At 70.5% G+C, this 25,541-nt stretch carries 20 protein-coding genes; 4 read left to right on the top strand and 16 right to left on the bottom strand.

From position 1 onward, the window contains the following. Positions 1-100: 100 nt before the first annotated feature. From ACFTZC_RS10610 to coxB, 4 genes are all read right to left on the bottom strand, one after another. On the bottom strand, positions 101-1,351 hold the full coding sequence (locus ACFTZC_RS10610) for an Ig-like domain-containing protein (RefSeq protein ID WP_382888417.1): 1,251 nt from the start codon (positions 1,349-1,351) through the stop codon (positions 101-103). 115 nt (positions 1,352-1,466) lie between these two features. Further along, on the bottom strand, positions 1,467-1,865 hold the full coding sequence (locus ACFTZC_RS10615) for a cytochrome c oxidase subunit 4 (protein WP_365806698.1): 399 nt from the start codon (positions 1,863-1,865) through the stop codon (positions 1,467-1,469). Next, the gene (ctaD, locus tag ACFTZC_RS10620) at positions 1,862-3,607 is read right to left on the bottom strand and encodes a cytochrome c oxidase subunit I (RefSeq protein ID WP_382888418.1); all 1,746 of its coding nucleotides are present in this window, start codon (positions 3,605-3,607) and stop codon (positions 1,862-1,864) included. Before ctaD ends, ACFTZC_RS10615 begins: the two co-directional genes overlap by 4 nt. Continuing rightward, on the bottom strand, positions 3,604-4,566 hold the full coding sequence (gene coxB / locus ACFTZC_RS10625; RefSeq protein ID WP_382888420.1) for a cytochrome c oxidase subunit II: 963 nt from the start codon (positions 4,564-4,566) through the stop codon (positions 3,604-3,606). Before coxB ends, ctaD begins: the two co-directional genes overlap by 4 nt. A gap of 325 nt (positions 4,567-4,891) precedes the next feature. On the opposite strand from coxB, the gene ACFTZC_RS10630 reads away from it, so the two are divergent. Then, a complete protein-coding gene (locus ACFTZC_RS10630) occupies positions 4,892-6,310 on the top strand; it encodes a cysteine desulfurase/sulfurtransferase TusA family protein (protein ID WP_382888421.1) in 1,419 nt (472 codons plus the stop codon). Between the two features lie 84 nt (positions 6,311-6,394). Here the strand turns inward: ACFTZC_RS10630 and ACFTZC_RS10635 are convergent, their stop codons facing one another. Further along, entirely contained in the window at positions 6,395-7,369 is a 975-nt protein-coding gene (locus tag ACFTZC_RS10635; RefSeq protein WP_382888422.1) for a carbohydrate kinase family protein, read from the bottom strand. A 267-nt stretch (positions 7,370-7,636) separates the two neighbouring features. Here ACFTZC_RS10635 and ACFTZC_RS10640 point away from each other — a divergent pair, with 267 nt between their 5' ends. Continuing rightward, a complete protein-coding gene (locus ACFTZC_RS10640; protein ID WP_382888423.1) occupies positions 7,637-9,208 on the top strand; it encodes a hypothetical protein in 1,572 nt (523 codons plus the stop codon). 137 nt (positions 9,209-9,345) lie between these two features. Here ACFTZC_RS10640 and ACFTZC_RS10645 read toward each other — a convergent pair whose 3' ends face one another. Next, a complete protein-coding gene (locus ACFTZC_RS10645) occupies positions 9,346-9,702 on the bottom strand; it encodes an iron-sulfur cluster assembly accessory protein (protein ID WP_329826308.1) in 357 nt (118 codons plus the stop codon). 253 nt (positions 9,703-9,955) lie between these two features. On the opposite strand from ACFTZC_RS10645, the gene nadA reads away from it, so the two are divergent. Next, complete coding sequence (gene nadA / locus ACFTZC_RS10650) at positions 9,956-11,167, top strand: quinolinate synthase NadA (protein ID WP_382888425.1); 1,212 nt, start codon at positions 9,956-9,958, stop codon at positions 11,165-11,167. A 392-nt stretch (positions 11,168-11,559) separates the two neighbouring features. Next, positions 11,560-12,804, top strand: coding sequence for a multidrug effflux MFS transporter (locus tag ACFTZC_RS10655; protein WP_382888426.1), 1,245 nt, complete (start codon positions 11,560-11,562; stop codon positions 12,802-12,804). 135 nt (positions 12,805-12,939) lie between these two features. On the opposite strand, the gene ACFTZC_RS10660 is transcribed toward ACFTZC_RS10655, so the two are convergent. From ACFTZC_RS10660 to ACFTZC_RS10705, 10 genes are all read right to left on the bottom strand, one after another. Next, positions 12,940-13,440: a hypothetical protein gene (locus ACFTZC_RS10660; protein WP_382888427.1), complete on the bottom strand. Its 501-nt coding sequence runs from the start codon at positions 13,438-13,440 to the stop codon at positions 12,940-12,942. Positions 13,441-13,569: 129 nt separating this feature from the next. Next, positions 13,570-14,916 carry an adenylosuccinate lyase family protein gene (locus ACFTZC_RS10665; RefSeq protein WP_382888429.1) on the bottom strand — a complete coding sequence of 449 codons (1,347 nt, stop codon included), beginning with the start codon at positions 14,914-14,916 and terminating at the stop codon, positions 13,570-13,572. Positions 14,917-14,924: 8 nt separating this feature from the next. After that, positions 14,925-16,352, bottom strand: a complete 1,428-nt coding sequence (locus ACFTZC_RS10670; RefSeq protein ID WP_382888430.1) for a cation:dicarboxylate symporter family transporter — start codon at positions 16,350-16,352, stop codon at positions 14,925-14,927. 210 nt (positions 16,353-16,562) lie between these two features. After that, positions 16,563-17,288 (bottom strand): GntR family transcriptional regulator, encoded by a 726-nt coding sequence (locus ACFTZC_RS10675; protein WP_382888431.1) that lies wholly within the window; start codon positions 17,286-17,288, stop codon positions 16,563-16,565. Between the two features lie 196 nt (positions 17,289-17,484). Next, a complete protein-coding gene (locus tag ACFTZC_RS10680) occupies positions 17,485-19,209 on the bottom strand; it encodes an alpha/beta hydrolase (protein ID WP_382888432.1) in 1,725 nt (574 codons plus the stop codon). Positions 19,210-19,450: 241 nt separating this feature from the next. Continuing rightward, entirely contained in the window at positions 19,451-22,645 is a 3,195-nt protein-coding gene (locus ACFTZC_RS10685) for an efflux RND transporter permease subunit (protein ID WP_382888433.1), read from the bottom strand. 218 nt (positions 22,646-22,863) lie between these two features. After that, positions 22,864-23,550, bottom strand: coding sequence for a response regulator (locus tag ACFTZC_RS10690; protein ID WP_382888434.1), 687 nt, complete (start codon positions 23,548-23,550; stop codon positions 22,864-22,866). Further along, on the bottom strand, positions 23,547-24,791 hold the full coding sequence (locus ACFTZC_RS10695) for a sensor histidine kinase (protein WP_382888435.1): 1,245 nt from the start codon (positions 24,789-24,791) through the stop codon (positions 23,547-23,549). The genes ACFTZC_RS10690 and ACFTZC_RS10695 overlap by 4 nt, the downstream gene beginning before the upstream one ends. A gap of 78 nt (positions 24,792-24,869) precedes the next feature. Beyond that, positions 24,870-25,118, bottom strand: coding sequence for an SCO4226 family nickel-binding protein (locus tag ACFTZC_RS10700; protein WP_382888436.1), 249 nt, complete (start codon positions 25,116-25,118; stop codon positions 24,870-24,872). Between the two features lie 129 nt (positions 25,119-25,247). Further along, entirely contained in the window at positions 25,248-25,532 is a 285-nt protein-coding gene (locus ACFTZC_RS10705; protein WP_382888437.1) for a hypothetical protein, read from the bottom strand. Between the last annotated feature and the right edge of the window lie 9 nt (positions 25,533-25,541).

Here is a 25,541-nt window from a genome sequence, read left to right on the forward strand (position 1 = left end):
ACGTACGGGCGTACAGGCGGACGTAGCGTTCGTACGGGCGTAACGGCGGCCGGGGTGCCTCACACCCCGGCCGCCGCCGTCCCGGGCCCGTGCACGGGGCTCAGATCGCCGGGCGCAGCCGCGCCGGGTCGGCGGGCGAGCTGCCCTCTCTGGTGCCGGCCTGGAGGACGCTGCCCTTGCGCCAGTCCTTCCAGTCCACGTTCCAGTCGCCGTAGCCGTTGCCGAAGTCCTCCATGTAGTCACCGGCGCTGTTGATGACCTGGACGATGTCGCCCTCATTGATGGTCTCGAAGAACCAGGCGGCGTTGCCGGTGGACATGCCGGTGCAGCCGTGGCTGACGTTCGCCGCGCCCTGGGAGCCCACGGACCACGGGGCGGCGTGCACGTACTCACCGCTCCAGGTCACCCGGGTCGCCCAGTAGACCGGCAGGTCGTACCCCTCGCCGCCGCCGATGCCGACGGTGGAGCCGCGCATGCGGACGAAGTACTCCTTGCCGAGCACGACCTTGATGCCGTTACGGGTGGAGAAGCCCGGCTTGCCGGTGGTCACCGGGATGGTGTTGATCTCCTCGCCGTTGCGGTAGATCGTCATGGAGTGCGCCGAGGCGTCGGTGATGGCCTCGATCTTGTCGCCGATGGTGAGCTTCAGCGGCTTGGTGGCCTTTCCGTACAGCTTGTCCGAGATCTTCACCCCTTCGAGGTTGCTGACGGCGGTGATCTTGCTGTGCGCGGGCCAGTACTCCTTGGGCCGGAAGTGCATCGTCTCGTCGTCCACCCAGTGCCAGGTGCCGCCGTCCGCGGCGGGCGTGGAGCGTACCTTCAGGGAGCGCTCCACAATGGCTCTGGCCGCCTTGGACTTGACGGGCTCGCTGAGCGTGGCGGTGATCGGCTGGCCGACGCCGTACGTGCCCGCGTCGGGGCCGAACTCGACCTCCAGGGTCTTCTTCGGCTTGGCGGTCTGGAAGGTGAGCGCCCGGGAGCCGGGCTTGCCCTCCTCGTTCTCCGTGGCGACCCGGACCGTGTAGCGGGCACCGGCGGCCAGCGGGGCCGTGGAGCGCCAGCGCATTCCGTCGGCGGTGAGTTCGCCCGCCAGGTAGTGGCCGCCCGCGTCGACCGCCGTGACGTCCGTGATCCGGCCGTCGCGGCTCTTGGAGACCACTTCGAGCGGCTTGTCGGGGTTCACCTTCTTGCCGCCCGCGGCGACGCTGAAGACGATCTGCCCATCGGCGTCGTACGGCTTGTTGGAGAGCGGGTGGGTCTCGGGACCGCCGCACGCGGTCGCGCACGCCCCGAGGGACACGACCAGTACGGTGCAGCTCAGGACGGCGCGCAAGCGTGGCGTGTGGTTCATGAGCACACGGTAAGAAGATTCTCCGCCGGCAGCGCGACGAGTGATGCAAACGGGGGGCCCGGTCACTCCTGGTAGGAATGACCGGGCCCCCCGGGGTCCGCGGTAGGTACTGCTGCTACTGGTTCTGGTTCTCACCGCGGTAGAACTCGAAGACCCAGCCCCACAGGCCGACCAGGATCAGCGGCAGCGAGAAGTACAGCAGCCACCAGCCGATGGCGACGCCCAGGAAGGCGAGCGCGCCGCCGATGGCGAGCGAGAACGGCTGCCAGCTGTGCGGGGCGAAGAACCCCACCTCACCGGCCTCGTCCGCGACGTCGGCCTCCTTGTTGTCCTGCGCGAGCGCGTCCATCCGCCGGGCCGTGAAGGCCAGGTAGAAGCCGATCATCACGCTCAGGCCGAAGGCCAGGAACAGCGCCGTCGTACCGACCGGCTCCTTCGACCACACGCCGTACACGATGGCCACGGCGAGGATGAAGACGCTCAGCCAGATGAACATCCTGCCTTGGATCTTCACTTGCCGGCCTCCTTGCCACCGGCGAGGGCACCGGCCGCGGCCCCGTGGCCGGCGTTCTCCAGCTGGTCGAGTGCGGCGATCTCGGGGTGGTGCAGATCGAACGCGGGGGATTCCGAACGGATCCGCGGCAGCGTGAGGAAATTGTGCCGCGGCGGCGGGCAGGAAGTCGCCCATTCGAGTGAACGACCGTAGCCCCACGGGTCATCGACCTCGATCTTCTTGCCGTACTTGGCGGTCTTCCACACGTTGTAGAAGAACGGCAGGACCGACAGACCGAGCACGAACGAGCTGATCGTGGAAATGGTGTTCAGTGCGGTGAAACCGTCGGACGCGAGATAGTCCGCGTAACGGCGCGGCATACCTTCGGCACCCAGCCAGTGCTGGACGAGGAAGGTGCCGTGGAAGCCGATGAACAGCGTCCAGAAAGTGATCTTCCCGAGCCGCTCGTCCAGCATCTTCCCGGTGAACTTCGGCCACCAGAAGTGGAAGCCGGCGAACATCGCGAACACGACCGTCCCGAACACCACGTAGTGGAAGTGCGCCACCACGAAGTAGGAGTCCGACACGTGGAAGTCCATCGGGGGCGACGCCAGGATGACGCCGGTGAGTCCGCCGAAGAGGAACGTCACCAGGAACCCGATCGTCCACAGCATCGGCGTCTCGAAGGACAGTGAGCCCTTCCACATCGTGCCGATCCAGTTGAAGAACTTCACACCGGTGGGCACCGCGATCAGGAACGTCATGAACGAGAAGAACGGCAGGAGCACCCCGCCCGTCACATACATGTGGTGCGCCCACACCGTGACCGACAGACCCGCGATCGAGATCGTCGCCGCCACCAGACCGATGTAACCGAACATCGGCTTCCGCGAGAAGACCGGAATGATTTCCGAGACGATCCCGAAGAACGGCAAGGCGATGATGTACACCTCGGGATGGCCGAAGAACCAGAAGAGGTGCTGCCACAGCAGCGCCCCGCCGTTGGCCGCGTCGAAGACGTGCGCGCCGAACTTACGGTCCGCCTCCAGGGCGAACAGCGCGGCCGCCAGCACCGGGAAGGCCAGCAGGACCAGCACACCGGTCAGCAGCACGTTCCAGGTGAAGATCGGCATCCGGAACATCGTCATTCCCGGCGCCCGCATGCAGATGATCGTGGTGATGAAGTTGACCGACCCGAGAATCGTCCCGAACCCGGAGAACGCCAGCCCCATGATCCACAGGTCCGCGCCGATACCCGGCGAACGGACCGCGTCCGACAGCGGCGAGTACGCGAACCACCCGAAGTCCGCCGCGCCCTGCGGGGTGATGAAACCACTCACCGCGATCAGCGAACCGAAGAGGTACAGCCAGTAGGCGAACATGTTCAGCCGCGGGAACGCCACATCCGGCGCCCCGATCTGCAGCGGCATGATCCAGTTCGCGAAACCCGCGAACAACGGCGTCGCGAACATCAGCAGCATGATCGTGCCATGCATCGTGAACGCCTGGTTGAACTGCTCGTTCGACATGATCTGCGTACCCGGGCGGGCCAGCTCGGCGCGCATGAAGAGCGCCATCACCCCGCCGATGCAGAAGAACGCGAACGACGTGATCAGATACATCGTGCCGATCGTCTTGTGATCAGTGGTCGTCAACCACTTCACAACGACGTTGCCCGGCTGTTTGCGCCGTACCGGCAGCTCGTTCTCGTACGAGTCCTCTGCTGCTGCGGCGGCACCCTGGGGTTCGTTGAGGATGCTCACAGTTTGTTCGTCTCCGCATTCCTGGCCGGATCCGTCTGCGCGATGCCCGACGGGATGTAGCCGTTCTGGCCCTTCTTGGCCAGCTCTTCCAGGTGCTTCTGGTAGCGCTCCGGGGAGACCACCTTGACGTTGAAGAGCATCCGCGAGTGGTCGACACCGCAGAGCTCGGCGCACTTACCGAGGAAGGTGCCCTCCTGGTTCGGGGTGACCTCGAAGGAGTTGGTGTGCCCCGGGATGACGTCCTGCTTCATCAGGAACGGCACCACCCAGAAGGAGTGGATGACATCGCGCGAGGTCAGGATGAACCGGACCTTCTCGCCCTTGGGCAGCCACAGCGTCGGACCCGGGTTGTTGGTCTGCGGGTTCCGCGTGCCCGGGACGCCGTAGTCGTAGACGCCCTCCGCACCCTTGGGGAACGCATCCGTGAACCGCTTGGGGATGGCGTCGAGTTCCTTGGGGATCTCATTGCCCGTGGCGGCGTTGCCGTCCACGTTCTCGATGTAGTTGAAGCCCCAGCTCCACTGGTAGCCGACCACGTTGATCGTGTGGGCCGGCTTCGCGGAAAGGCTGAGGAGCTTCGACTCGTCCCGTGCGGTGAAGTAGAAGAGCACCGACACGATGATGAGCGGGACCACGGTGTACAGCGCCTCGATGGGCATGTTGTACCGGGTCTGCGGAGGAACTTCCACCTTGCTGCGGCTGCGCCGGTGGAAGATGACGCTCCACAGGATCAGGCCCCATACCAGTACGCCCGTGATGAGCGCTGCCGCCCACGAGCCCTGCCAGAGGGAGAGGATCCGGGGAGCCTCCTCCGTCACTGGGGTGGGCATTCCAAGGCGGGGGAAGTCCTTGTATGTGCAACCCGTGGAGGTCGCGAGGATCAGGCCCGCAGTCAGCACCTGCGGCAGCTTCCGCCGCATCGGGCGCCGCGACGAGCGGTCGGAGCCGTTGGGACTCACGTAGCGCCTTCCCGAGAGTCTCGCCCGCGCGGCCGGCTGCCGCCGTCTCCTGGTCGGCCGCCGGCCCTGACGCGGGCGGGGGTGTGGATGTTTATGCGGACCAAACCCTACTGGACGCGTTTTCAGGGCGTGCGGGGAGGGTGCCCAACGCGCCGCCCGACTCCCCGAAGGAGTGGCCTGTGCAGTTCCGGGGCCATGTGCGGGCCCGTCGGGCCGGGTTCCGCGCGGGGGCGGGGCCGGTTTTCCTCGTGCGGGCGGGTCCGGCTCCGGGCGCGGGCGGGTCCGCTTCTGACACCCCCTCCGGCGGCGCGTTAGCGTGGCCGACGTGCCCTACTTCGACGCCGCTTCCTCCGCCCCGCTGCACCCGGTCGCCCGGCAGGCCCTTCAGGCTTCCCTGGACGAGGGGTGGGCGGACCCCGCCCGCCTCTACCGCGAGGGGCGACGGGCCGGACTGCTGCTGGACGCGGCCCGGGAGGCCGCCGCGGAGGCCGTCGGCTGCCGCCCCGACGAACTCGTCTTCACTCCTTCGGGGACCCACGCGGTCCACGCCGGGATGTCCGGAGCCCTGGCCGGCCGGCGCCGGGTCGGGCGCGGGGTGACCGTCTCCGCCGTCGAGCACTCCTCGGTGCTCCACGCGGCGTCCGCCCACGAGGCGGCGACCGGCGGCACGGTGACCGAGGTGCCGGTGGACCGGTACGGGGCGGTGGCGCCGGAGACGTACGCCGGGGCGCTGTACGAGGACACGGCGCTGGCCTGCCTCCAGTCCGCCAACCACGAGGTGGGCACGGAGCAGCCGGTGGCCGAGGTCGCCGAGGTGTGCCGCAGCCGGGGCGTCCCGCTGCTGGTGGACGCGGCGCAGTCGCTGGGCTGGGGCCCGGTGGAGGGCGCCTGGTCACTGCTGGCGGCGAGCGCGCACAAGTGGGGCGGTCCGGCGGGCGTCGGGCTGCTGGCCGTGCGCAAGGGGATCAGGTTCGCCCCGAGCGGCCCGGCCGACGAGCGGGAGGCGGGGCGCGCCCCCGGCTTCCAGAACATCCCGGCGATCGTGGCGGCGGCGGCCTCGCTGCGCGCGGTGCGCGCGGAGGCGGCGGCCGAGGCGGTCCGGCTGCGGGCGCTGGTGGAGCGGATCAGGGCGCGGGTGCCGGAGCTGGTGTCCGACGTGGAGGTGGTGGGGCATCCGGAGCGGCGGCTCCCCCATGTGGTGACGTTCTCGTGTCTCTATGTCGACGGGGAGGCCCTCCTGCACGAGCTGGACCGGGCCGACTTCTCGGTCTCCTCGGGGTCGTCCTGCACGAGCAGCACGCTGACGCCGTCCCATGTGCTGCGCGCGATGGGCGTGTTGTCGGAGGGGAACGTCCGGGTCTCGCTGCCGGCCGGGACGCCGGAGGCGGAGGTGGACCGGTTCCTGGAGGTGCTGCCGGGGGTGGTGTCCGGCGTACGGGAGAGGCTGGGCGCGCCGACCGGGGCGGTTGGGGCCGGTGGGACCGGTGGCTCTGAGGTCCTCGACGCCGCCGGTACGGGGCCCTCGCTGGTGGTCGACGCGCTCGGGCGGCGCTGTCCCGTCCCGGTGATCGAGCTGGCCAAGGTGTTCGGCGGGGTGCCCGTGGGCGGGACGGTGACGGTGCTCTCGGACGACGAGGCGGCGCGGCTGGACATCCCCGCGTGGTGCGAGATGCGCGGGCAGGAGTACGTGGGCGAACGCCCGGCGGACCACGGTGTCGCGTATGTGGTCCGCCGGGTGTCGTGACCGCGGAACCCGGGTGCCGGTAGCCGGGAGCCGGTAGCCGACGGGACGGGCGCGGGACGGGCGGTCCCGGACCGGTGGTGGGTCTCAGGCGAGGTGGGCCTGGACCTCGGCCGCCGCGTCGTGGCCGTACGCCTTGGTGAAGCGCTCCATGAAGTGGGTCCTGGCCAGGGTGTACTCCTGGGTGCCGACCGTCTCGATGACCAGGGTCGCGAGCATGCAGCCGATCTGCGCCGCGCGCTCCAGGCTGACGCCCCAGGCGAGACCGGAGAGGAACCCGGCGCGGAACGCGTCGCCGACGCCGGTGGGGTCGGCCTTCGCCTCCTCCTCCGGGCAGCCGACCAGGATCGGCTCCTCGCCGACACGGTCGATCCGGACGCCGTTCTTGCCGAGGGTGGTGACGCGGTGGCCGACACGGGAGAGGATCTCGGCGTCGGTCAGGCCCGTCTTGGCCTCGATGAGCCCCTTCTCGTACTCGTTGGAGAAGAGGTACGTGGCGCCGTCGAGGAGGGTGCGGATCTCGTCGCCCTCCATGCGGGCGATCTGCTGCGAGAAGTCCGCGCCGAACGGGATGGAGCGTGTACGGCACTCCTCGGTGTGCCGGAGCATGCCCTCCGGGTCGTCGGCGCCGATCACGACGAGGTCGAGGCCGCCGACGCGGTCGGCGACCTTCTTCAGCTCGATCTGGCGGGCCTCGCTCATGGCGCCCGCGTAGAAGGAGCCGATCTGGTTGTGGTCGGCGTCCGTCGTGCAGACGAAGCGCGCGGTGTGCAGGACCTCGGAGATCCGTACGGAGGCGGTGTCGACGCCGTGCCGGTCGAGCCAGGCGCGGTACTCGTCGAAGTCCTGGCCGGCCGCGCCGACCAGGATGGGGCGGGTGCCGAGCTGACCCATGCCGAAAGCGATGTTCGCGCCGACACCGCCCCTGCGCACCTCTAGGTTGTCGACCAGGAAGGAGAGGGAGACCGTGTGGAGCTGGTCCGCGACGAACTGGTCCGCGAAACGGCCGGAGAAGGTCATCAGATGGTCGGTGGCGATGGAGCCGGTGACTGCGATTCGCACGGCGTGAACGCTCCTGATGAGGGAGAACGGTGGACGGTTCACGCTACCGGTTGTCGGCGCTCTTCCCTAAGCCGCTGCCCCGCCGCTGTTCCGTCGCCGTTCCGTCGCCGTCTGCCCGCGCCCGGGGCGACGGAATGTCCGAAAGCGGCGACCGCCACCCGGACGGCGTAACTCCTGCCCCGTACGGCCTCACCGGGGAACCACGCGCCGCTCTCTTCCGTCCCACCGGTGCCAGGGGAACGAACACGCAGTCGAAGGAGCGCAGCGGTGACCAGCACGGAGCGGCCCGACGAGAGCACAGCCGACAGCGCCGGCCGCCCGCGCGGCCGGCGTTCACCGTTCACCGTCGCGGCGGTGGCCGCGGCGGTCCTGATCGCCGGGGGCGGTGGCGCGTATTTCGCCACGAGCGCCTTCGGCAGCTCCGGCGGCGGAACGGACGACAGCGCGGGCGGCACGGGCGACACGGGCGACGGGAACCCGCCGCTCCTCGCGCTCGACGCCCCCGCGGCGGGAGCGGGCGCGGCCCCCGGCGGTTCGGCGGGGTCCCCGCCGCCCGCCATCGCGCCCGGTGAGCCGGACCCGAGCGGAGTCGTCTACCGCGCGGCGGGCAAGCTGCCCGCGGGGCCGGACACCGCACGCGTCTACCGTACGAGCGGGCCGGTCCCCGCCGCCGATGTGGCCCGGCTGGCGAAGGCGTTCGGGATGACGGGCGCGCCCCGGTCGGACGGGACGTCCTGGAAGGTCGGTACGGACAAGGACGGCTCGGGCCCGCTGCTGCGCGTCGCCAAGCAGGCGCCGGGGGCGTGGACGTTCGCGGAGTTCGGCGCCGTACCGGGCGGGGACAACTGCCTCAAGGGCACGAAGTGCCCGGGCGGAGGCGGCGGTTCCTTCGCGCCCGGCAGCGAGGAGGGAGCGGTCGGCGAGGCGGCGGCGAAGAAGGCGGCCGCGCCGATGCTGAAGGCGCTGGGACAGGACGACGCGGACATCGACGCGAGCGGGCTCATGGGCGCGGTCCGGGTGGTCACCGCGGACCCGGTGATCGGCGGGCTGCCCACGTACGGCTGGTCGACGGCGATCCAGGTGAGCCCCGACGGCCGGGTGACCGGTGGGTACGGGCAGCTCACGACCCCGGAGCGGGGGGACGCGTATCCGGTGATCAGCGCGGAGGAGGCGCTGAAGGAGCTGAACAGGGCGGCGGACGGCGCCGGTCCGGGCTCCGGTGCCGGCCGGATCGGCGGCTGCGCGACACCGGTGCCGCTGGACGACGGCACGGCGCGTACGGGGGCGGACGTGCCGCCCGCGCTGCCGTGCGCGCCGAAGAGCGGCACGGCGGCGGACCCGCACTCCGCGGAGATCACCCAGGCGGTCTTCGGGCTCGCGGCGCACTCGGTGGACGGGCGCCGGGCGCTCGTGCCGTCCTGGCTGTTCGAGGTGGCATCGGAGGACGGCGCCCTGCCGTACACGGTCACGCACCCGGCGGTGGCGCCGAAGTTCCTGAAGAAGGCGGCGCCCGAGCCCGTACCCCCGCACAAGGAGCTGCCCGGCGCCCCCGGGAAGGACGGCCCCGGCACGGTCCCGACGCAGCACGCCACGTCGTACGAGACGGCGGGCCGGACCCTGACGCTGCACTTCACGGGCGGTGTGTGCGACACGTACGGGGCAACGGCCGACGAGAGCGGCACGGCGGTGAAGGTGAAGGTGGTCGTGACCGACCCCGATCCGGAGCGGCTCTGCGTCGCGATGGCCAAGGAGCAGTCGGTCGAGGTGACGCTGGACAAGCCGCTGGGCGACCGGCAGGTGGTGGACGCGAAGACGGGCGAGAAGATCGCGCGCCACTGACCGCGCCACTGACCCCGCCCGTTCGCAGCCCCCCGCACAGCGCCCACAGCGCCGAAAAGGCGGCGGCGCTCCCTCCAGGGGAGCGCCGCCGCCTTTCACGTACCGCTTGCCGGCCGTGACTCTCAGCCGGGTGAGTCCTAGCTGAAGGAGTCACCGCAGGCGCAGGAGCCCGTCGCGTTCGGGTTGTCGATGGTGAAGCCCTGCTTCTCGATCGTGTCGACGAAGTCGATCGAGGCGCCGCCCAGGTACGGGGCGCTCATCCGGTCGGTGACGACCTTGACGCCGTCGAAGTCCTTGACGACATCGCCGTCGAGCGAGCGCTCGTCGAAGAACAGCTGGTAGCGGAGGCCGGAGCAGCCGCCGGGCTGAACGGCGACGCGCAGTGCGAGGTCGTCCCGGCCTTCCTGGTCCAGCAGTGCCTTGACCTTGCCCGCGGCGGCGTCGGACAGGAGGATGCCGTCGCTCACGGTGGTGGTCTCGTCCGATACGGACATCTGCTTCTCTCCCGGGTTGTACGGACTGCTTGCCGACAGTGCAACCTGCTCGGCCACGGATTCATTCCGGGCACCGGCGCGTGTCTTTCCCGCCTTCATGCTCGCACACCGGGCGCCGCGCCGGAATGCGTCACATCGACGCTATGGCCATCGTCAACGTGACATGAAGCGGCTATGATAGATAGCGTCAATGAGACGAAAAGGGGATGCTGCCGAGCAGTGTCCGCTGAGAAGAATCCGCTGAGAAGAGAGGGTGCGTGACGTGACCACGGCCCAGCCCGTTCAGGATCTCGCCGTCCAGGACCTCGGCGTCCAGCCGACGCCCCTCGCTCTGCTGCTGCTCGGCCGGGAGGCCGACCCGCGCAGCGAGCGCGGCGTGGAGTGCCCCGGCGATCTGCCCTCCCCGTCCGATCCGGACCTGGTGGCGCGCGCCCGCGCGGCGAAGGAGAAGCTCGGGGAGAAGGTGTTCGTCCTCGGCCACCACTACCAGCGCGACGAGGTCATCCAGTTCGCCGATGTCACCGGCGACTCCTTCAAGCTCGCCAAGGACGCGGCGGCCCGGCCGGCCGCCGAGTACATCGTGTTCTGCGGTGTGCACTTCATGGCCGAGTCCGCGGACATCCTGACGGCCGACGACCAGAAGGTCGTCCTGCCGGATCTCGCGGCGGGCTGCTCCATGGCGGACATGGCGACGGCGGAACAGGTCGCGGAGTGCTGGGACGTGCTGACGGACGCCGGCATAGCCGAGCGGGTCGTGCCCGTCTCGTACATGAACTCCTCGGCCGACATCAAGGCGTTCACCGGCAGGCACGGCGGCACGATCTGCACCTCCTCTAATGCCGAGCGCGCCCTGAAGTGGGCCTTCGAGCAGGGCGAGCAGGTGCTCTTCCTCCCCGACCAGCACCTGGGGCGGAACACGGCCGTGCGTGATCTGGGGATGTCGCTCGACGACTGTGTCCTCTACAACCCGCACAAGCCGAACGGCGGGCTCACGCCGCAGGAGCTGCGGGACGCGAAGATGATCCTGTGGCGCGGCCACTGCTCGGTGCACGGCCGGTTCTCGCTGGACTCCGTGCGTGACGTACGGGAGCGGATCCCGGGCGTGAACGTCCTGGTGCACCCCGAGTGCAAGCACGAGGTCGTGGCGGCGGCGGACTACGTCGGCTCCACGGAGTACATCATCAAGGCGCTGGAGGCGGCCCCGGCGGGCTCGAAGTGGGCGATCGGTACGGAGCTGAACCTCGTACAGCGCCTGGCGAATCGTTTCGCCCCGGAGGGCAAGGAGATTGTCTTCCTCGACCGCACGGTCTGCTTCTGCTCCACCATGAACCGGATCGACCTCCCGCACCTGGTCTGGACCCTGGAGTCACTGGCCGAGGGCAACGAGGTCAACCGCATCCGGGTCGACCAGGAGACGGCGGACTTCGCACAGCGCGCACTGGAGCGGATGCTGGCACTGCCATAGGCACCCCGGCGCCCACCGCGCTCGCGGCAGCGGAGCAGGGCGGGCCGGGGCGGGGGTGAGGGGCAAGTGAGGGTGTCCCTGTGGTGTGTTGGTTAGCCGGGCCCGCCCCACGGCAACCCACCCGACCCCGGCACACCCCCGTTACCCCTCCGCCCTGACCCGCACCCGGCACCGCAGCGGTCGTGGGCCGTCGCCATCACCCTCACTCGCAGGACAAGTCACCGCCGCTGGCTCTAGAGTGACGATCTCACCGGCCAGGTGTTCCGAGCCCGGGGGCATCCCCGCCCGCTCCGCCGTGGCAGCCGGTTGCGCCCACAAATCCCCCCTGTTCGTCCCGGATCGCTTCTCCCCTTTTCCGTTTCTCCGTTCCGGACATCAGAGGTCGTCGCACCGTGCCCCGTCACCGGCTCACCGCCGCACTCGTCCTGCTCTGTTTCGTCGGCCCGCTCTCCACCGACATGTATCTGCCCGCCTTTCCACGCATGGCCGGCGAGCTGCGTACGGACGCCTCCGGCGTGCAGCTCACCCTCACCGCGTTCCTGGCCGGCATGACGCTCGGCCATCTCGTGCTCGGCCCGCTCTCCGACCGTCACGGGCGGCGCGTCCCCCTGCTCGCGGGGACGGCGGTCTGCGCCGTGGCCACCGCGCTCTGCGCCCTCTCCCCCGGGCTCGGCACCCTGATCGCGCTGCGTCTGGCCGCCGGATTCAGCGGGGCGGCGGGGGTCGTCGTCGGGCGCGCCGTGGTCGCGGACATCGCGTCGGGCGCGGCGGCGGCGCGGCTGCTGGGCGTGCTGATGACACTGGCGGGCATCGCGCCGGTGCTCGCCCCGCTCGCGGGCGGTGCGGTGATCGGCGTGGCCGGCTGGCGCGGGGTGTTCTGGGCGCTGGCGGGGGTGGCGCTGCTGACGGTGGCCGCCGTGGCCGTCGCCGTACCGGAGACCCTGCCGCCGGAACGGCGCCGGCCGGGCGGGCGCGGGGCGTTGCTCCGTACGGTACGGACGGTGGCGGGCGACCGCGCGTACACCGGTTACGCGCTGGCTTTCTCCTTCGCCTTCGGCGCGCTGTTCTGCTACGTCTCGGGGTCGCCGTTCCTGCTCCAGAACGTGCTGGGGCTGGGCGTCGGTGCCTCGTCGGTGGTCTTCTCCGGTGGCGCGGTGGTCCTGGCGCTCTCCGGCGCGGTGGCAGCACGACTGGTGGGCCGGGTCCGCGCGGAACGGCTGCTCGGTCTCGGGCTGTACGCGCTGTGGGCGGCGGCGGTGGCACTGCTCGCGGCGGCCGGGGCGGGGGTGCTGACGTTCGGCGTGTACGTACCGCTCGTGACGGTGTTCTGCGCCGGTCTCGGGCTGGTCCTCGCCAACGCCGCGTCGCTGGCGGTCGCACGCGTCCCGGACGCGGCGGGCACGGGGTCGGCCCTGCTGGGCACGGCGCAGAGCGCGGTGGGCGCGGCGGTGGCTCCGCTGGCGGGGCTGGGCGGGGCGGGGTCGGCGGTGCCGGTATTCGCGGGGATGGCGCTGTGCGGCGGGGTGGCGATCCTGGCGGCGCGGACCGCCGGGCGGGCGGCGGCCGCCGGTGCGGGGAGCGTCGGGGCGGGAAGCGTACGGGGCGGGACCGCCGCCGACCGTAACAGGGGGCCGTGACGGGGGGCGTCACGAACCCCCGTGACGGGCGGGCCGTCGCGCGGGGGACCGTGACCGGCGGGCCGTCACAGGAGCCCGTGACGGGCGGCGGGCGTCCCGCGCGTGCCCGGCCCGCCCTGCCGTTCCGTGCCGTGTCTATGCAGCGTCGTCGCCGTCGGACGGAGCCGTGGACATTCCACTCGCGCGGGCGATGCCTTCGACCGTCTGTTCATCGCTGCGGCGCCGCTTCTGCTGGGCTTCGAGCTTCTCCCGCATGGCCCGCAGCTTGGCCGGATCGGCGGCCACCTCAGGGGGGACCAGCGACATGGCGCCCTTGGTGTGTTCGCCGTCGCCGAGGTGGGCGACGACATGGTCCGCGCGGTCCTCGTGGCCCGGTTGCATCGCGCCGATCAGACCCATGAGGGTCAGGAACTCCTGCTGGAGTTCCTGGGTGAACAACTCCCGCTCCGGGCCGTCCATCTTCAGCCGTACCGTGCCGCCGCCGGCCTCGGCCCACAGCCGGATGACCTCCATGAGCAGCTCGAACTGCTCACCGGGCATCCGGGCTCTGAGCGACTCCACGTACAGGGCGTAGCGGGCGCGCGCGACGTCGGCCGGGCTCGCCTCGCCCGGGTTCTCGTACGCGTCGTCGGGCATGGCCCCTCCTCGGTGAGGCTCCGTCAGCTCCGCCGGAACTGCCTGGACCGGGTGCAGCGTTGTCGGCGTCGTCGATATTTTCCTTCGACCGTACCGCACGTCGCGGCGCCCCGGCGCGGAGCGGATCGGCTACCGGCGGCCGACCACGTCGCGGGTCATGGCCCGGGCGCTGCCGAGGTAACGGGCCGGGTCGCAGAGCTCCTTGATGCGGGCAGCGCCGAGGTGGCGTACGAGGTCGTCGTGGGTGAGCAGTTCCGCCTCCAGCGTGGTGCCGGTCTCGATGGCGGCGCGGCAGGCCTCGTAGACGACCTCGTGCGCCTGGTTGCGGCCGAGGACGGGGGCGACGTCCATCATCACGGCTTCGGCGACGATGAGGCCGCCGGTCAGGAGGGTGTTGCTGCGCATCCTGTCGGTCCTGACCTCAAGTCCGGAGAGCATGAACTCCGCCTGGTGGAGCGAGCTGGACAGCAGCAGGAACGCCTCCGGAACGGTCGCCCACTCCAGGTGCCAGGGGCCGGTGGCCCGTTCGAAGTCCTGCATGGTCGCGTCGAGCATCGTCGAGGACTTGTCGCGCAGCAGCTTGGCGGCCGCGAACATGAGCTCGCTGGAGATGGGGTTGCGCTTCTGCGGCATGGTGGAGCTGGCGCCGCGTCCGGGGACGAAGGGTTCCGCGAGTTCGCCGTACTCCGAGGAGCACATCATCATCACGTCCCAGGCGATCTTGCCCAGCGAGCCGCCGACGGACGCGAAGAGGGAGACCAGTTCCACCAGGCCGTCGCGGGTCACGTGCCAGGTGATGGCGGGGTCCGCCAGCCCCAGTTCCTCGGCGAGCGCGGCACGGGCCAGGAGCCCTTCGGGGCCGTCGCCCAGTGAGGCGAGTGTGCCGGCGGCGCCCCCGAACTGGACCATCAGCGCGCGGGCCCGGGCCTGCTCCAGGCGCTCGGCGTGGCGGTCGAGGGCGGACAGCCACACGGCGCAGCGGTAGCCGAACGTCACCGGCAGGGCGTGCTGGAGGTGGGTGCGGCCCGCGGTGACGGTGTCCGCGTGTTCCTCCGCGAGCCGGCGCAGGGCGTCCCGGACCCGGTCGAGCTGGGCCGCCAGGAGTGCGACGCCCTGCTTGCACTGGAGCATGACCGCGTTGTCCATGATGTCCTGGGTGGTCGCGCCCCAGTGAAGGTAGTGGCCGGCGTCCCCGCACTGGTCCGCGATCTGCTTGACGAGGGGCAGCACCGGATAGCCGACGATCTCGGTCTCCGCGCGCAGCCGCTCCAGGTCGAGGCTGTCGAAGTCGGCCTTGCGCGTGATGTCCTCGGCGGCCTCGGCGGGGATGATCCCGACCTTGGCCTGGGCGCGGGCGAGCGCGGTCTCGGTGTCGATGAGGCGTCGGACGTACGCGCTGTCGCTGAACACCTCCCGCATGGCGGGGGTTCCGAACATGTCGCGGAAGAGGAAGGAGTCGTAGACGGTCGTGCTCACGGGGGATCTCACTTCTGCGCGATGGCGGGTTCGGTGGTGGTGGCAGCGGGTTCGGCGGGGGCGGTAGTGGGTTCGGCGGGGGCGGTCGTGGGGGTGGTGCCGGGTTCCGGGCGGGTGTCGTCGGTCTCCGGCAGGGCGAGGAACGCCTTCGGGTCGGCGAGCGCCCGGTTGACCTTGTCGACGTCCATCTCCTTGGACCACTTGGCGATGGCGAAAGTGGCGACGACGTTGCCGAAGGTGTTGCAGAAGGCGGTGGCCATGGACATCAGGCGGTACACGCCGAAGAGCACGGCGACGCCCTCCACCGGCAGGTAGCCGGTGGCCGCGACGGTCGAGGCGAAGACGACGAAGGTGCCGCCGGAGACCGTGGCCGCCCCCTTCGAGGTGAGCAGCATGATGAGCAGGAGCCCGAGCTGCTGCGGGATGCTCATGTCGATGCCGTAGGCGTTGGCGACGAACATGGTGCAGATGGCCATGTACAGGGAGGTGCCGTCGAGGTTGAAGGCGTAGCCGGTCGGCACGACCAGTCCGACGGTCTGCTTGGAGCAGCCGATCCTGGAGAGCTTCTTGAGCAGGCCGGGCAGCGCCGCCTCGGAGGAGGCGGTCCCGAGGACCAGGGTCATCTCGACGCGGACGTACTGGAGGATGCGCCAGATGTTGAACCCCGCCAGCAGGCAGACCAGGCCGAGGACGCAGCCGATGAAGAGGGCCACGACCGCCCAGTACTCCAGGACCAGTTCGGCCAGGGCGAGGAGCATGCCGCTGCCGTTCGCGCCCACGGAGTAGGCGATGGCGCCGAACGCCCCGATCGGCGCGAGCTTCATGATGACGTTGACGAAGGCGAAGAACGTCTCGGAGATCACCTCCAGCCCCTTGTTGACCTGGGTCTGGAGATGCGGGGCGAGGGCGAGCAGTCCGATGCCGAAGAGCACGGCCAGCACCACGACCTGGAGCAACTGCCCCGAGGAGAACGCTCCGACGAAGTTGTCGGGGACGATGCCCTTCAGGAAGGCGGTGAAGCCGTGTTCGCCCTCCCCGGCCGGAGGGGCGGCGCCCGTGTCCGCGGAGAGGGATCCGAGCCCCTTGCCGACGCCCAGGAGGTTCGCGGCCACCAGGCCGATGACGAGGGCGAGTGTCGAGACGACCTCGAAGTACACGAGGGCCAGGAAGCCGATGCGGCTCGCCTTCTTGAGGTCGCCCGCGGAGGCGATGCCCATGACCACGGTGAAGAAGACCAGCGGCGCCACGCCCGCCTTGACCAGCGCGAGGAAGAGGTCTCCGACGATCTTCAGGTCGACGGCGAAGCCGGGGAAGAGAAAGCCGACCGCGACGCCGAGTGCCATGGCGACGGCGATCTGGGCCCCGATCCCCCGGTACCAGCGGTTCTTGCGTGGGGGTGGCGGATCCGTGGACAGCAGTTGCTCCTGGGACCTCATGCGGGCACATCCTTGTCTAGACATGAGTTGTGTCTAGACAAGGAACCTCATGGAAATATCGCTGTCAAGGGGTCGCGTCGGAAGTCGCGACGGAGGTCGCGGAGGAATGGGTGGGCCGGCGCGCAGGAGTACGGGGAGTACGGGACTACGGGAGTACGGCTCCCGCCCCGGACCCTTGGGCTCTCGGGCCCTCGGCTCCTGCCCCCGGGCTCAACTGCGCTGGAGCGTCGTCTCGTAGACGAAGGTGCCCTGGGCGTGAACGCTGACGCTGACCTCGAAGAGGCGTCCCCGGGCGTCGTAGTAGCGGCGTACGAACTCCAGTCCCGGGCTGCCCGTCGCGACCCCGAGACGGGCGGCCGCCTCCGCCGGGACACCGACCGCCCGCACCCGCTGCACCACGCGGTCCACCGCTCGCCCCGCGTGCGTCTCGACCAGGTCCGAGATCAGCCGCGGGCTGTCTTCGAGGGGACCGGCGATGGCGTGCGCGTCGGACGGCTCCAGATAGACCCTGGCCCAGGAGACCACCTGATCGGCGTGGTCCGGGTCGCGGCGTACGGACGTGATGCGGACGCTGCGGGCCTCCGGGGCCAGTCCGGTCACCGCGGCGAGCGCCTCGTCCACCACCACGTGGTCGACGGACAGGATGCTTCTGACCGCCGAGGTGCCGTACTGGGTGAGTTCCTGGAGGCTGCCGAGGTGTGTGGTGAACGCCGCCACCGGCAGGGTCCGTTCCACCCGGGTACCCGTCCCCGGATGGCGCGAGATGAGCCCGCCCGCCTCCAGCTGCCGCAGGGCCCGGCGCAGGGTCTCCCGCGACACCTTGTACGAGGCGGCCAGTTCGGGTTCGGTCGGGAGCAGGGAGCCGACGGCCCACTGCCCGTCCGCGAGCCTGGACATGAGGTCGCTCGCGATGACCGCATACCGTGGCTCACCCACGACTGGCCCCCAGGGAGATCAACAGGACAACAGGGTCGGAGTCTAGTGCCCGCCCCGGCAGGGTCGGCGCACGAGAGGGCGGGACCCCGCCAGGAGGTCCCGCCCTGTCTTCCACGTCTTCCACGCGTCAGGTCGCCACGCGTCAGATTTCCACGAGTCGGGTCAGAACACGCGTCAGGTCAGAACACGCGTCGGGTCAGAAGCGGTCCGGGGCCCGCTGCGGGAGCGGGGAGCCGGGAAGTTCGTCCCGCTTCTGGTTCTTCCGCGCCTCCGCGTTCGAGTCGGCCGTCGCCCGGCAGGTCACGTCCTTCGCCGGGAGCTTGCCGGTGAGCAGGTACCCGGTGACCGTGTCGTCCGTGCACGCGTTGCCGTTCGGATAGACACCGTGGCCCTCCCCGCCGAGGACGGTGACCATCTTCGAGCCCTTCAGGTCGGCGTGCATCGCCTGGCCGCTGGGCAGCGGGGTCTGCGAGTCCCACTCGTTCTGGACGACCAGGGAGGGGACCTTGTTGTTCACGTCGGTCGCCGGTTCCACGGACCTGTCCCAGAACGCACAGGGCTTGATGCTGGAGGCGAAGTCACCGAAGAGCGGGTAACGGATCTTGTCCTCGATGGCGTCCCGCCGGTAGCTCTCCGGATCGCGGGACCACGCGGCCGAGTTGTCGCCGCACACCACGGCCCAGAAGCTCGCCGTCATGTTGTCGGCAGGCACCTCCACGGCACCGGAGGCGGCAGCGGCAGCCCTGGCGGCCTCAACAGCACCGGCGCCGACCCCGGCGCCCGCGGCCCCTGCTGTCCCTGCTGTCCCGGCACGCTCGGATCCGGCGAACGGCGCGAGCTTCTTCGCCGAGGCGGGCCCGCCGGCCGCGGCCTTCTTCAGCTCCACGACCCCCTCGGTGGCGTACACAGGAGTGAAGACCGCCCCACGCATGCCGCTGCGGATGTCGTCACCGGTGGTCGGCTGCCCGTCGACCAGGATGGGCTTCTCGTCGGCCTGCGCGACCAGGTCCCAGAGGGTCCGCTCGACCTCCTTCGGGGTGTCCCCGAGGCCGTACTTCTCCGCACGCGCGGCAGCCCACTCGGTCCACCGGTCGAAGGCGGGCTCGGCGCCCTCCGCCCACCACTGGATCATCCCGCGCCAGGCGCGCGCCGGGTCGACCGCGCTGTCCAGCACGAACCGGTCGGCCCGGCCCGGGAAGAGCTGGGTGTAGACGGCGCCCAGGTAGGTGCCGTACGAGTAGCCCACGTACGAGATCTTCTTCTCGCCGAGGATCGCCCGGAGGAGATCCATGTCACGCGCGGTGTTCCGCGTGGTGATGTGCGGGAGCGTGTCGCCCGCCTTCTCCCGGCACTTGTCCGCGACGCCACGGGCCCAGGCGACGTCCTTGTCGAACGTCTCCTCCTTGTACGGCCGCAGCGGATCCTCCTCCTCCGGCTCCAGGTCGCAGGAGACGGGACTGCTCTCTCCCACACCGCGCGGGTCGAAGCCGATGAGGTCGTACTTCTGCTGTGCGGACTCGGGAAGGTTCTCCCGCATCCCCATCGGCATGTAGAGCCCGTGCCCGCCGGGGCCGCCGGGGTTGGAGAGCAGGACACCCCGCCGCTTGTCGGGCGCGGTGCTCTTGATCCGGGATATGGCCAGGTCGATCCGCTTGCCCCCGGGGGCCCGGTAGTCGAGCGGGACCTCGATCGTGGCGCACTCGAACTCCGGCGCGTCGTCGGCCAGGCACCGCTTCCACTGCGGCTTCTGCTGCACGTACGGGTCCAGCGCGCCCTTGGCCGCGGACGAGGAGGCAGTCGACGAAGAAGCGGTCGACAAGGAAGCGGTCGGAGCGGCGGTGGCCGTCGGGGCGGCGAGCACGGGGGCCAGCGTTGCCGTGACACCCACGGCCAACAGGGGCGCGAGACGTCGTCTGCGCACGATATCGATCCTTCCGGTCGCGTGTTCGGACAGGAACGATCTTTCAGGAACGGGCCGCACCTGCGGATCCCCCGCCGGGCTGCACCTGCCCTCCGCCCTGGGTCTGACACAACTGGCTTACGTGGTCCCCGAGTTGTACGGGACGTAACCGAAACAGAGGAGACCCGCTCCGCTCAGCACAGTGCCCCGGAGCGGGCCGCTCAGCGCGGCCGCTCCGGGGCACTTCACACCGGACGGGGTGTCAGGCGTTCGCCGGCTCCGGGGTCGGTGCCGAGCCCGAGCCCGCGTCCGTCCCGGTCCGCGCGGGCGGGTTCTCGTCCGTGGACCTCTTCGCCGCCTTCTTCTTCGCGCGGCGCTCCTTGCGGAGCTCCACCATCGCGTAGAGCGTCGGCACCAGCAGCAGCGTCAGCAGCGTCGACGACAGCAGGCCGCCGATCACCACCACGGCGAGCGGCTGGCCGATGAAGCCGCCCTCACCCGTGATGCCGAGTGCCATCGGGAGCAGCGCGAAGATCGTGGCCAGCGCCGTCATCAGGATCGGGCGGAGCCGGTGGCGGCCACCCTCGACGACCGCTTCCACGACGCCCAGGCCCTGGGCGCGGTACTGGTTGATCAGGTCGATCAGGACGATCGCGTTGGTCACCACGATGCCGATCAGCATCAGCATGCCGATCATCGCCGGGATGCCCAGCGGCGTACCGGTCACCACCAGCAGCCCGATCGCGCCCGTCGCCGCGAACGGCACGGAGACCAGCAGGATCAGCGGCTGGACCAGCGAGCGGAAGGTCGCGACCAGGAGCATGAACACGATCGCGATGGCCGCGAGCATGGCCAGGCCGAGCTGGACGAACGCGTCCGACTGGTCCGCCGAGACACCGCCGATGGAGACGGTGGCGCCCTCGGGCAGCTTCAGGGAGTCGATCTTCGACTGGAGCTCGGTGCTGACCGCGCCCGTGTTGTCGCCGACCGGCCTGGCGGTGATGGTCGCGGCACGCGCGCCGTCGATGCGGGTCATCGAGACCGGCCCGGGGACCAGTTCGACGGTCGCGATCTGACCGAGCTTCACCGGGCCGAGCGGCAGGTTCTTCAGCTCGGCGATGGTCGTGGCGGGCTTGTCGGAGGTGACGACGACATCGCGCTCGCTGTCGTCCAGCATCGCCGTACCGGCCGGGGTGCCGCGGACGGCCTGGCCGACCGCCATGCCGAGCGTGGTGTCGTTGAAACCGGCGTCGGCGGCCTTGGAGTTGGCCTTGACGGAGATACGGGGGATGCTCTGCGCCAGGTCGCTCTCGACGTCGGTGACGTTGTCGAGGCCGGCGACCGCGTCCCGTACCTGCTCCGCCGCCTTGTCGAGGGTGTCCGCCTCGGACGCCTTGACCACGACGCTCAGGTTCTGGTTGCCGAACCCGTCGCCCGCGCCGATCGTGGTGCTGCCGATGCCGTCGAGCTCGGCGAGCTCCTTCTCCAGGTGCTCCGTGGTCCGCTCGGCCTGCGCCGCGTCCTTCAGAGTCACCTGGTACGACGCCTGGTTGGCGCCCGTACCGCCGCCGAAGGCCGCCATGAAGCCGGACGAGCCGACGGTGACCTGGTAGTCCTTGACCTCGTCCGTGTCGGCGAGGACCTTCTCGACCTTCTTCGCGGCGGCGTCCGCCGACTCCAGGCTGGTGCCGGGCTCCAGCTCCTGCTTGACGGTGAGGATCTCCTGCTCACCCTGGTCGAAGAAGTTGGTCTTGAGCAGCGGTGCCATGCCGAACGTGGCGAGCAGGACGACGACCGCGATGGCCAGGCTCGCGATCCGGCGCCGGGTGGCGAACCGGAGGACCGGGACGTACAGCCGCTGGAGCCTGCTGTTGGTCTCCTTCTCCTCCGCCACGCGGCGTGCCTCGTCGGGGTCGACCCCGACGATCTCCTTCGGCGGCCGGAGGAACCAGTACGAGAGCACCGGGACCACGGTGAGCGAGACGATCAGCGAGCCGATCAGGGCCGCCGTCACGGTGAGCGAGAACGAGCCGAACAGCTCGCCGACCATGCCGCCCACGAGACCGATCGGCAGGAAGACCGCGACGGTGGTGAGGGTGGAGGCGGTGACGGCGCCCGCGACCTCGCGGACCGCGGTGAGGATCGCCTTCTCGCGCTCCTCGCCGTAGCCGAGGTGGCGCTTGATGTTCTCCAGGACGACGATCGAGTCGTCGACGACGCGGCCGATCGCGATGGTCAGCGCGCCGAGGGTGAGCATGTTGAGCGACAGGTCACGCGTCCACAGCACGATCAGCGCGAGGACGATGGAGAGCGGGATGGAGACCGCGGTGACGATGGTGGAGCGCAGCGAGGCCAGGAAGACCAGGATCACGAGGACCGCGAAGAGCAGGCCGAGCGCGCCCTCGGTGGTCAGGCCCGAGATGGACTTGGAGACCGCGGGGCCCTGGTCGGTGACGACGGTGAGGCCGGCGCCGGAGCCGAGGTCCTTGCGCAGGTCGGGCAGCTGCTCCTTGACCGCGTCCGAGATGGCGACGGCGCTGCCGTCCTTGTCCATCGTGACGGCGACGGCGAGGCTGGGCTTGCCGTTGGTACGGGTCAGGGAGGCCGCGGCGGACTCGGTCTGCTCGACGGTGGCGATGTCGCCGAGACGTACGGCGCCGGACGGCGCCCCGCTGTCACCTGCTCCGCCACCGGCTCCGCCGGCGCCGCCGGCCGCGGGCGCGATCCGCAGGTCCTCGATCTGCTTGAGGGAGGTGTAGCCGCCGCCGACCTGCACCGTACGGCTCTTGCCGTCCTCGGTGAAGGAGCCCGCGGGGAAGGCCGCGCCGCCCGCCTTGAGGGCCTCGGACAGCGACATGGCGTTGAGGCCGGCCGCGGCGAGCTTCTTGTCGTCGGGCGTGACGGAGACCTGGAGGTCCCTGACGCCGTCGATGGTGACCTGGCCGACGCCGTCGATGCCCTGGAGCGCGGGAACCACCGAGCGGTCGAGCTGGTCGGCGAGGGCCTGCTGGTCCTTGTCGGAGGTGACGGCGAGGACGACGGTCGGGATGTCGTCCGTCGAGCCGGCGATGACCTGCGGGTCCACGGTGGCCGGGAGCTGGGCCCTGGCGCGGTTCACGGCCTGCTGGACGTCGGCGACGAGCTGCTTCGTACCGCTGTCACCGAAGTCGAAGCTCGCCATGATGACGGCGTTGCCCTCGCTGGCGGTGGAGGTGACGGTCTCGATGCCGTCGACGGTCTTGATGGAGTTCTCGAGCGGTTCGACGACCTGCTTCTCGACCACATCGGGGGAGGCGCCCTGGTAGGGGGCGAGCACCGAGACCATCGGGAGTTCGATGGAGGGCAGCAGTTGCTGCTTGAGCTGCGGTATCGCGATCGCTCCGAAGAGCAGCGCGATGATAGACATCAGCCCTATCAGGGCCCTTTGCGCGAGGCTGAATTTTGCCAGCCAGGACATGGGGTCTCTCTTCTTGTGGTGTACGCGGCAGGCGGGCGGTACGGCCCGGCCGTGGAGGCACGGCATGGCACCTCCGCCGGAAGTGCATGACGCGGCCGGCGGAGAACGGCGACGACCTCTCCTCATACGATCAACCATTCGGGAGCCGAATCCGTCGCCCCCAGGTCTCTTTTCCTTATGCTCCGCATACCGCGCCTGGAGTAGTCGAACGCGGTTTCCTACTCCACCCTTGGACGTACGAGGCCCGATTCGTAGGCGATTACCACGAGTTGTGCCCTGTCCCGGGCGCCAAGTTTTGCCATCGCGCGGTTCACATGGGTCTTGACAGTCAGCGGACTGACCTGAAGGCGTTCCGCGATCTCGTCGTTGGAGTGGCCGCCCGCGACGAGGACGAGCACCTCGCGCTCGCGCACCGTGAGGGCCGCGAGCCGCTCGTGGTGCCGGGCCGGATCCCGCGTCTCGGGCTGTCCGTCGCCCTGCGCGAGGAAGGTGGCGATCAGCCCCTTCGTGGCAGCGGGCGACAGCAGCGCGTCGCCCGCGGCGGCGATCCGGATGGCGTTGAGGAGTTCCTCGGGCTCGGCGCCCTTGCCGAGGAAGCCGGAGGCCCCGGCGCGCAGCGACTGCACCACGTACTCGTCGACCTCGAAGGTGGTCAGCATGACGATGTGCACCCCGGCGAGCTCCGGGTCGGCGCTGATCGTACGGGTGGCGGCGAGGCCGTCCGTGCCGGGCATCCGGATGTCCATCAGGACCACGTCGGCGCGGGTGGCGCGGGCGAGGGCGACGGCCTGCGCGCCGTCGGCGGCTTCGCCGACGACCTCCATGTCGGGCTCGGAGTCGACCAGTACGCGGAACGCGCTGCGCAGCAGCGCCTGGTCGTCGGCGAGCAGCACCCTGATCGTCACACGTTCTCCCCGGTCCGGTTCATCACCGGCAGTATCGCCTGGGTGCGGAAGCCGCCGCCGTAGCGGGGGCCCGCGGTGAGGGTGCCGCCGAGGGCGGTGACGCGCTCGCGCATGCCGATGAGGCCGTGGCCACCGGTGTCGGCGATGCCGGCCTCGGTGTCGGTGTCGCCGGTGCCGTTGTCCAGGACGGTGATCTCCACGGTGGGTCCCACCCGTACGACGCTGACCTCGGCCTTCGCTCCCCCGCCCGCGTGCTTGCGCACATTGGTCAACGCCTCCTGGATGATCCGGTACGCGGCGAGATCGACGGCGGCGGGCAGCTCGTCCCCGGGGCGGGCCGCGCTGTTCGTCGCGAACTCCACGGGCAGGCCCGCGTTCCGGAACGTGTCGAGCAGCCCGTCGAGCTGGGCGAGGCCCGGGGCCGGTTCGGTCGGGGCGGCCGGGTCGCCGGACTGTCTGAGCAGGCCGACGGTGGCGCGCAGTTCGTCGAGCGCCGAGCGGCTGGCCGCCCGTACGTGGGCGAGGGCTTCCTTGGCCTGGTCGGGCCGTTTGTCCATGACGTGGGAGGCGACCCCCGCCTGCACGTTGACCAGGGCGATGTGGTGGGCGACGACGTCGTGCAGGTCGCGGGCGATCCGCAGCCGCTCCTCGGCGACCCGGCGGCGCGCCTCCTCCTCGCGGGTGCGTTCGGCGCGCTCGGCGCGTTCCCGGATGGCGTCGACGAAGGCGCGGCGGCTCCGTACGGCGTCCCCCGCGGCGCCCGCCAACCCGGTCCAGGCGAGAATCCCGAAGTTCTCCTGCGAGTACCAGGGCCCGGGGCCGATCCCCATCGCCACCGCCGCGAGCGCGCTCATGGTGACGAAGCCGACGCGCCAGGTGGTGGGGCGATCGGTACGGGCGGCGACGGTGTAGAGCGCCAGAACGGCGGAGACGAAGACCGGCGCGGGCTTCTCCGTCGTGATCAGCCCGACGAGGGTCAGCGCGCCGGCGCACAGCAGGACCTGCATGGGCGCGCGGCGCCGGAAGACCAGCACGGCGGCGCCGAGCACCACGAGCACGAGGCTGAGCGTGGTGGGGGTGCGGGTCCCGAAGGAGGGGCCGCCGGGACCCCGGTGCGGTTCCGTGAACGAACCGATGATCATGAAGACGAGGGCGCCCGCGGCGAGCACGCCGTCGACGGCGAGAGGGTGGGCGCGGGCCCAGCGCCGCGTGCGCCCGAACACGCTTCCGAGGGAGGTCACGCCACCCAACGGTACGGTGCGCTCCCGTCCCCCGGTGCCCGCCGGGGCAGAGCCGGTCTCACACGGAGAACGGTGGTCTCACACGGAGAACGGTATGGGGTGGACCTCGTCGGCCCGGTGGCCGGCCCGCTCATGAACGCGCTGCACGGCCTCGGCCGAGGGCGCCTCGGAGAGGCAGAAGACATCGCCGGAGGCCGGGTCGGCCCAGGCGTGCTGGAAGTGGACGTTCTCCTGGCTCTCGACGGCGAGGTCGGCGTTGTGGGCCTCCCGGAGCTGGTCACCGGTGATGTCGCGCATGCCGTGGTGGATGTCCATGAAGGTGGCCATCGGTCTCGTACCTCCCACTGACTGGGCCCCCGATTTCGGGTTCCCCACCCCTGAGCCCCCGCCTTCCATGGTGCGCCGGGGAGCGCCCTGCCGCAGCACGGCCCGGGACCACGGAGCGGGAACCGAGCCCTAGGAAGACGCCGGAATCAGGCCGTCGTCGTTCAGGAGGGCCCGGACCTCCTCCAGCGTGGCATCCGGGGACGGCAGGATCAGTTCGGACGGTTCCAACGCGTCGGCGGGAAGCGGTTCGCCCAGTTCACGCACCTTGGCCAGGAGCGCGTGGAAGGTGCGGCGGAAGCCGTCCTCGTCACTGCTCCTGACCTCGGCCAGCAGTTCGTCGTCCAGCTTGTCGAGCTCGGTGAAGTGGCTGTCCGCCAGCTTCACCTGGCCCTCCCCCATGATCCGTACGATCATGACGAATCC

The organism is Streptomyces sp. NPDC056987, from assembly GCF_042673865.1.
Taxonomy (GTDB): Bacteria; Actinomycetota; Actinomycetes; order Streptomycetales; family Streptomycetaceae; genus Streptomyces.

Excerpts from the sequence above, each read along its gene's own strand:
- ACFTZC_RS10700 (WP_382888436.1), bottom strand. The coding sequence starts at position 25,118 with ATGGCCACCTTCATGGACATCCACCACGGCATGCGCGACATCACCGGT.
- ACFTZC_RS10645 (WP_329826308.1), bottom strand. The coding sequence starts at position 9,702 with ATGTCCGTATCGGACGAGACCACCACCGTGAGCGACGGCATCCTCCTG.
- ACFTZC_RS10670 (WP_382888430.1), bottom strand. The coding sequence starts at position 16,352 with ATGAGGTCCCAGGAGCAACTGCTGTCCACGGATCCGCCACCCCCACGC.
- ACFTZC_RS10610 (WP_382888417.1), bottom strand. The coding sequence starts at position 1,351 with ATGAACCACACGCCACGCTTGCGCGCCGTCCTGAGCTGCACCGTACTG.
- ACFTZC_RS10685 (WP_382888433.1), bottom strand. The coding sequence starts at position 22,645 with ATGTCCTGGCTGGCAAAATTCAGCCTCGCGCAAAGGGCCCTGATAGGG.
- ACFTZC_RS10660 (WP_382888427.1), bottom strand. The coding sequence starts at position 13,440 with ATGCCCGACGACGCGTACGAGAACCCGGGCGAGGCGAGCCCGGCCGAC.
- ACFTZC_RS10705 (WP_382888437.1), bottom strand. The coding sequence starts at position 25,532 with ATGATCGTACGGATCATGGGGGAGGGCCAGGTGAAGCTGGCGGACAGC.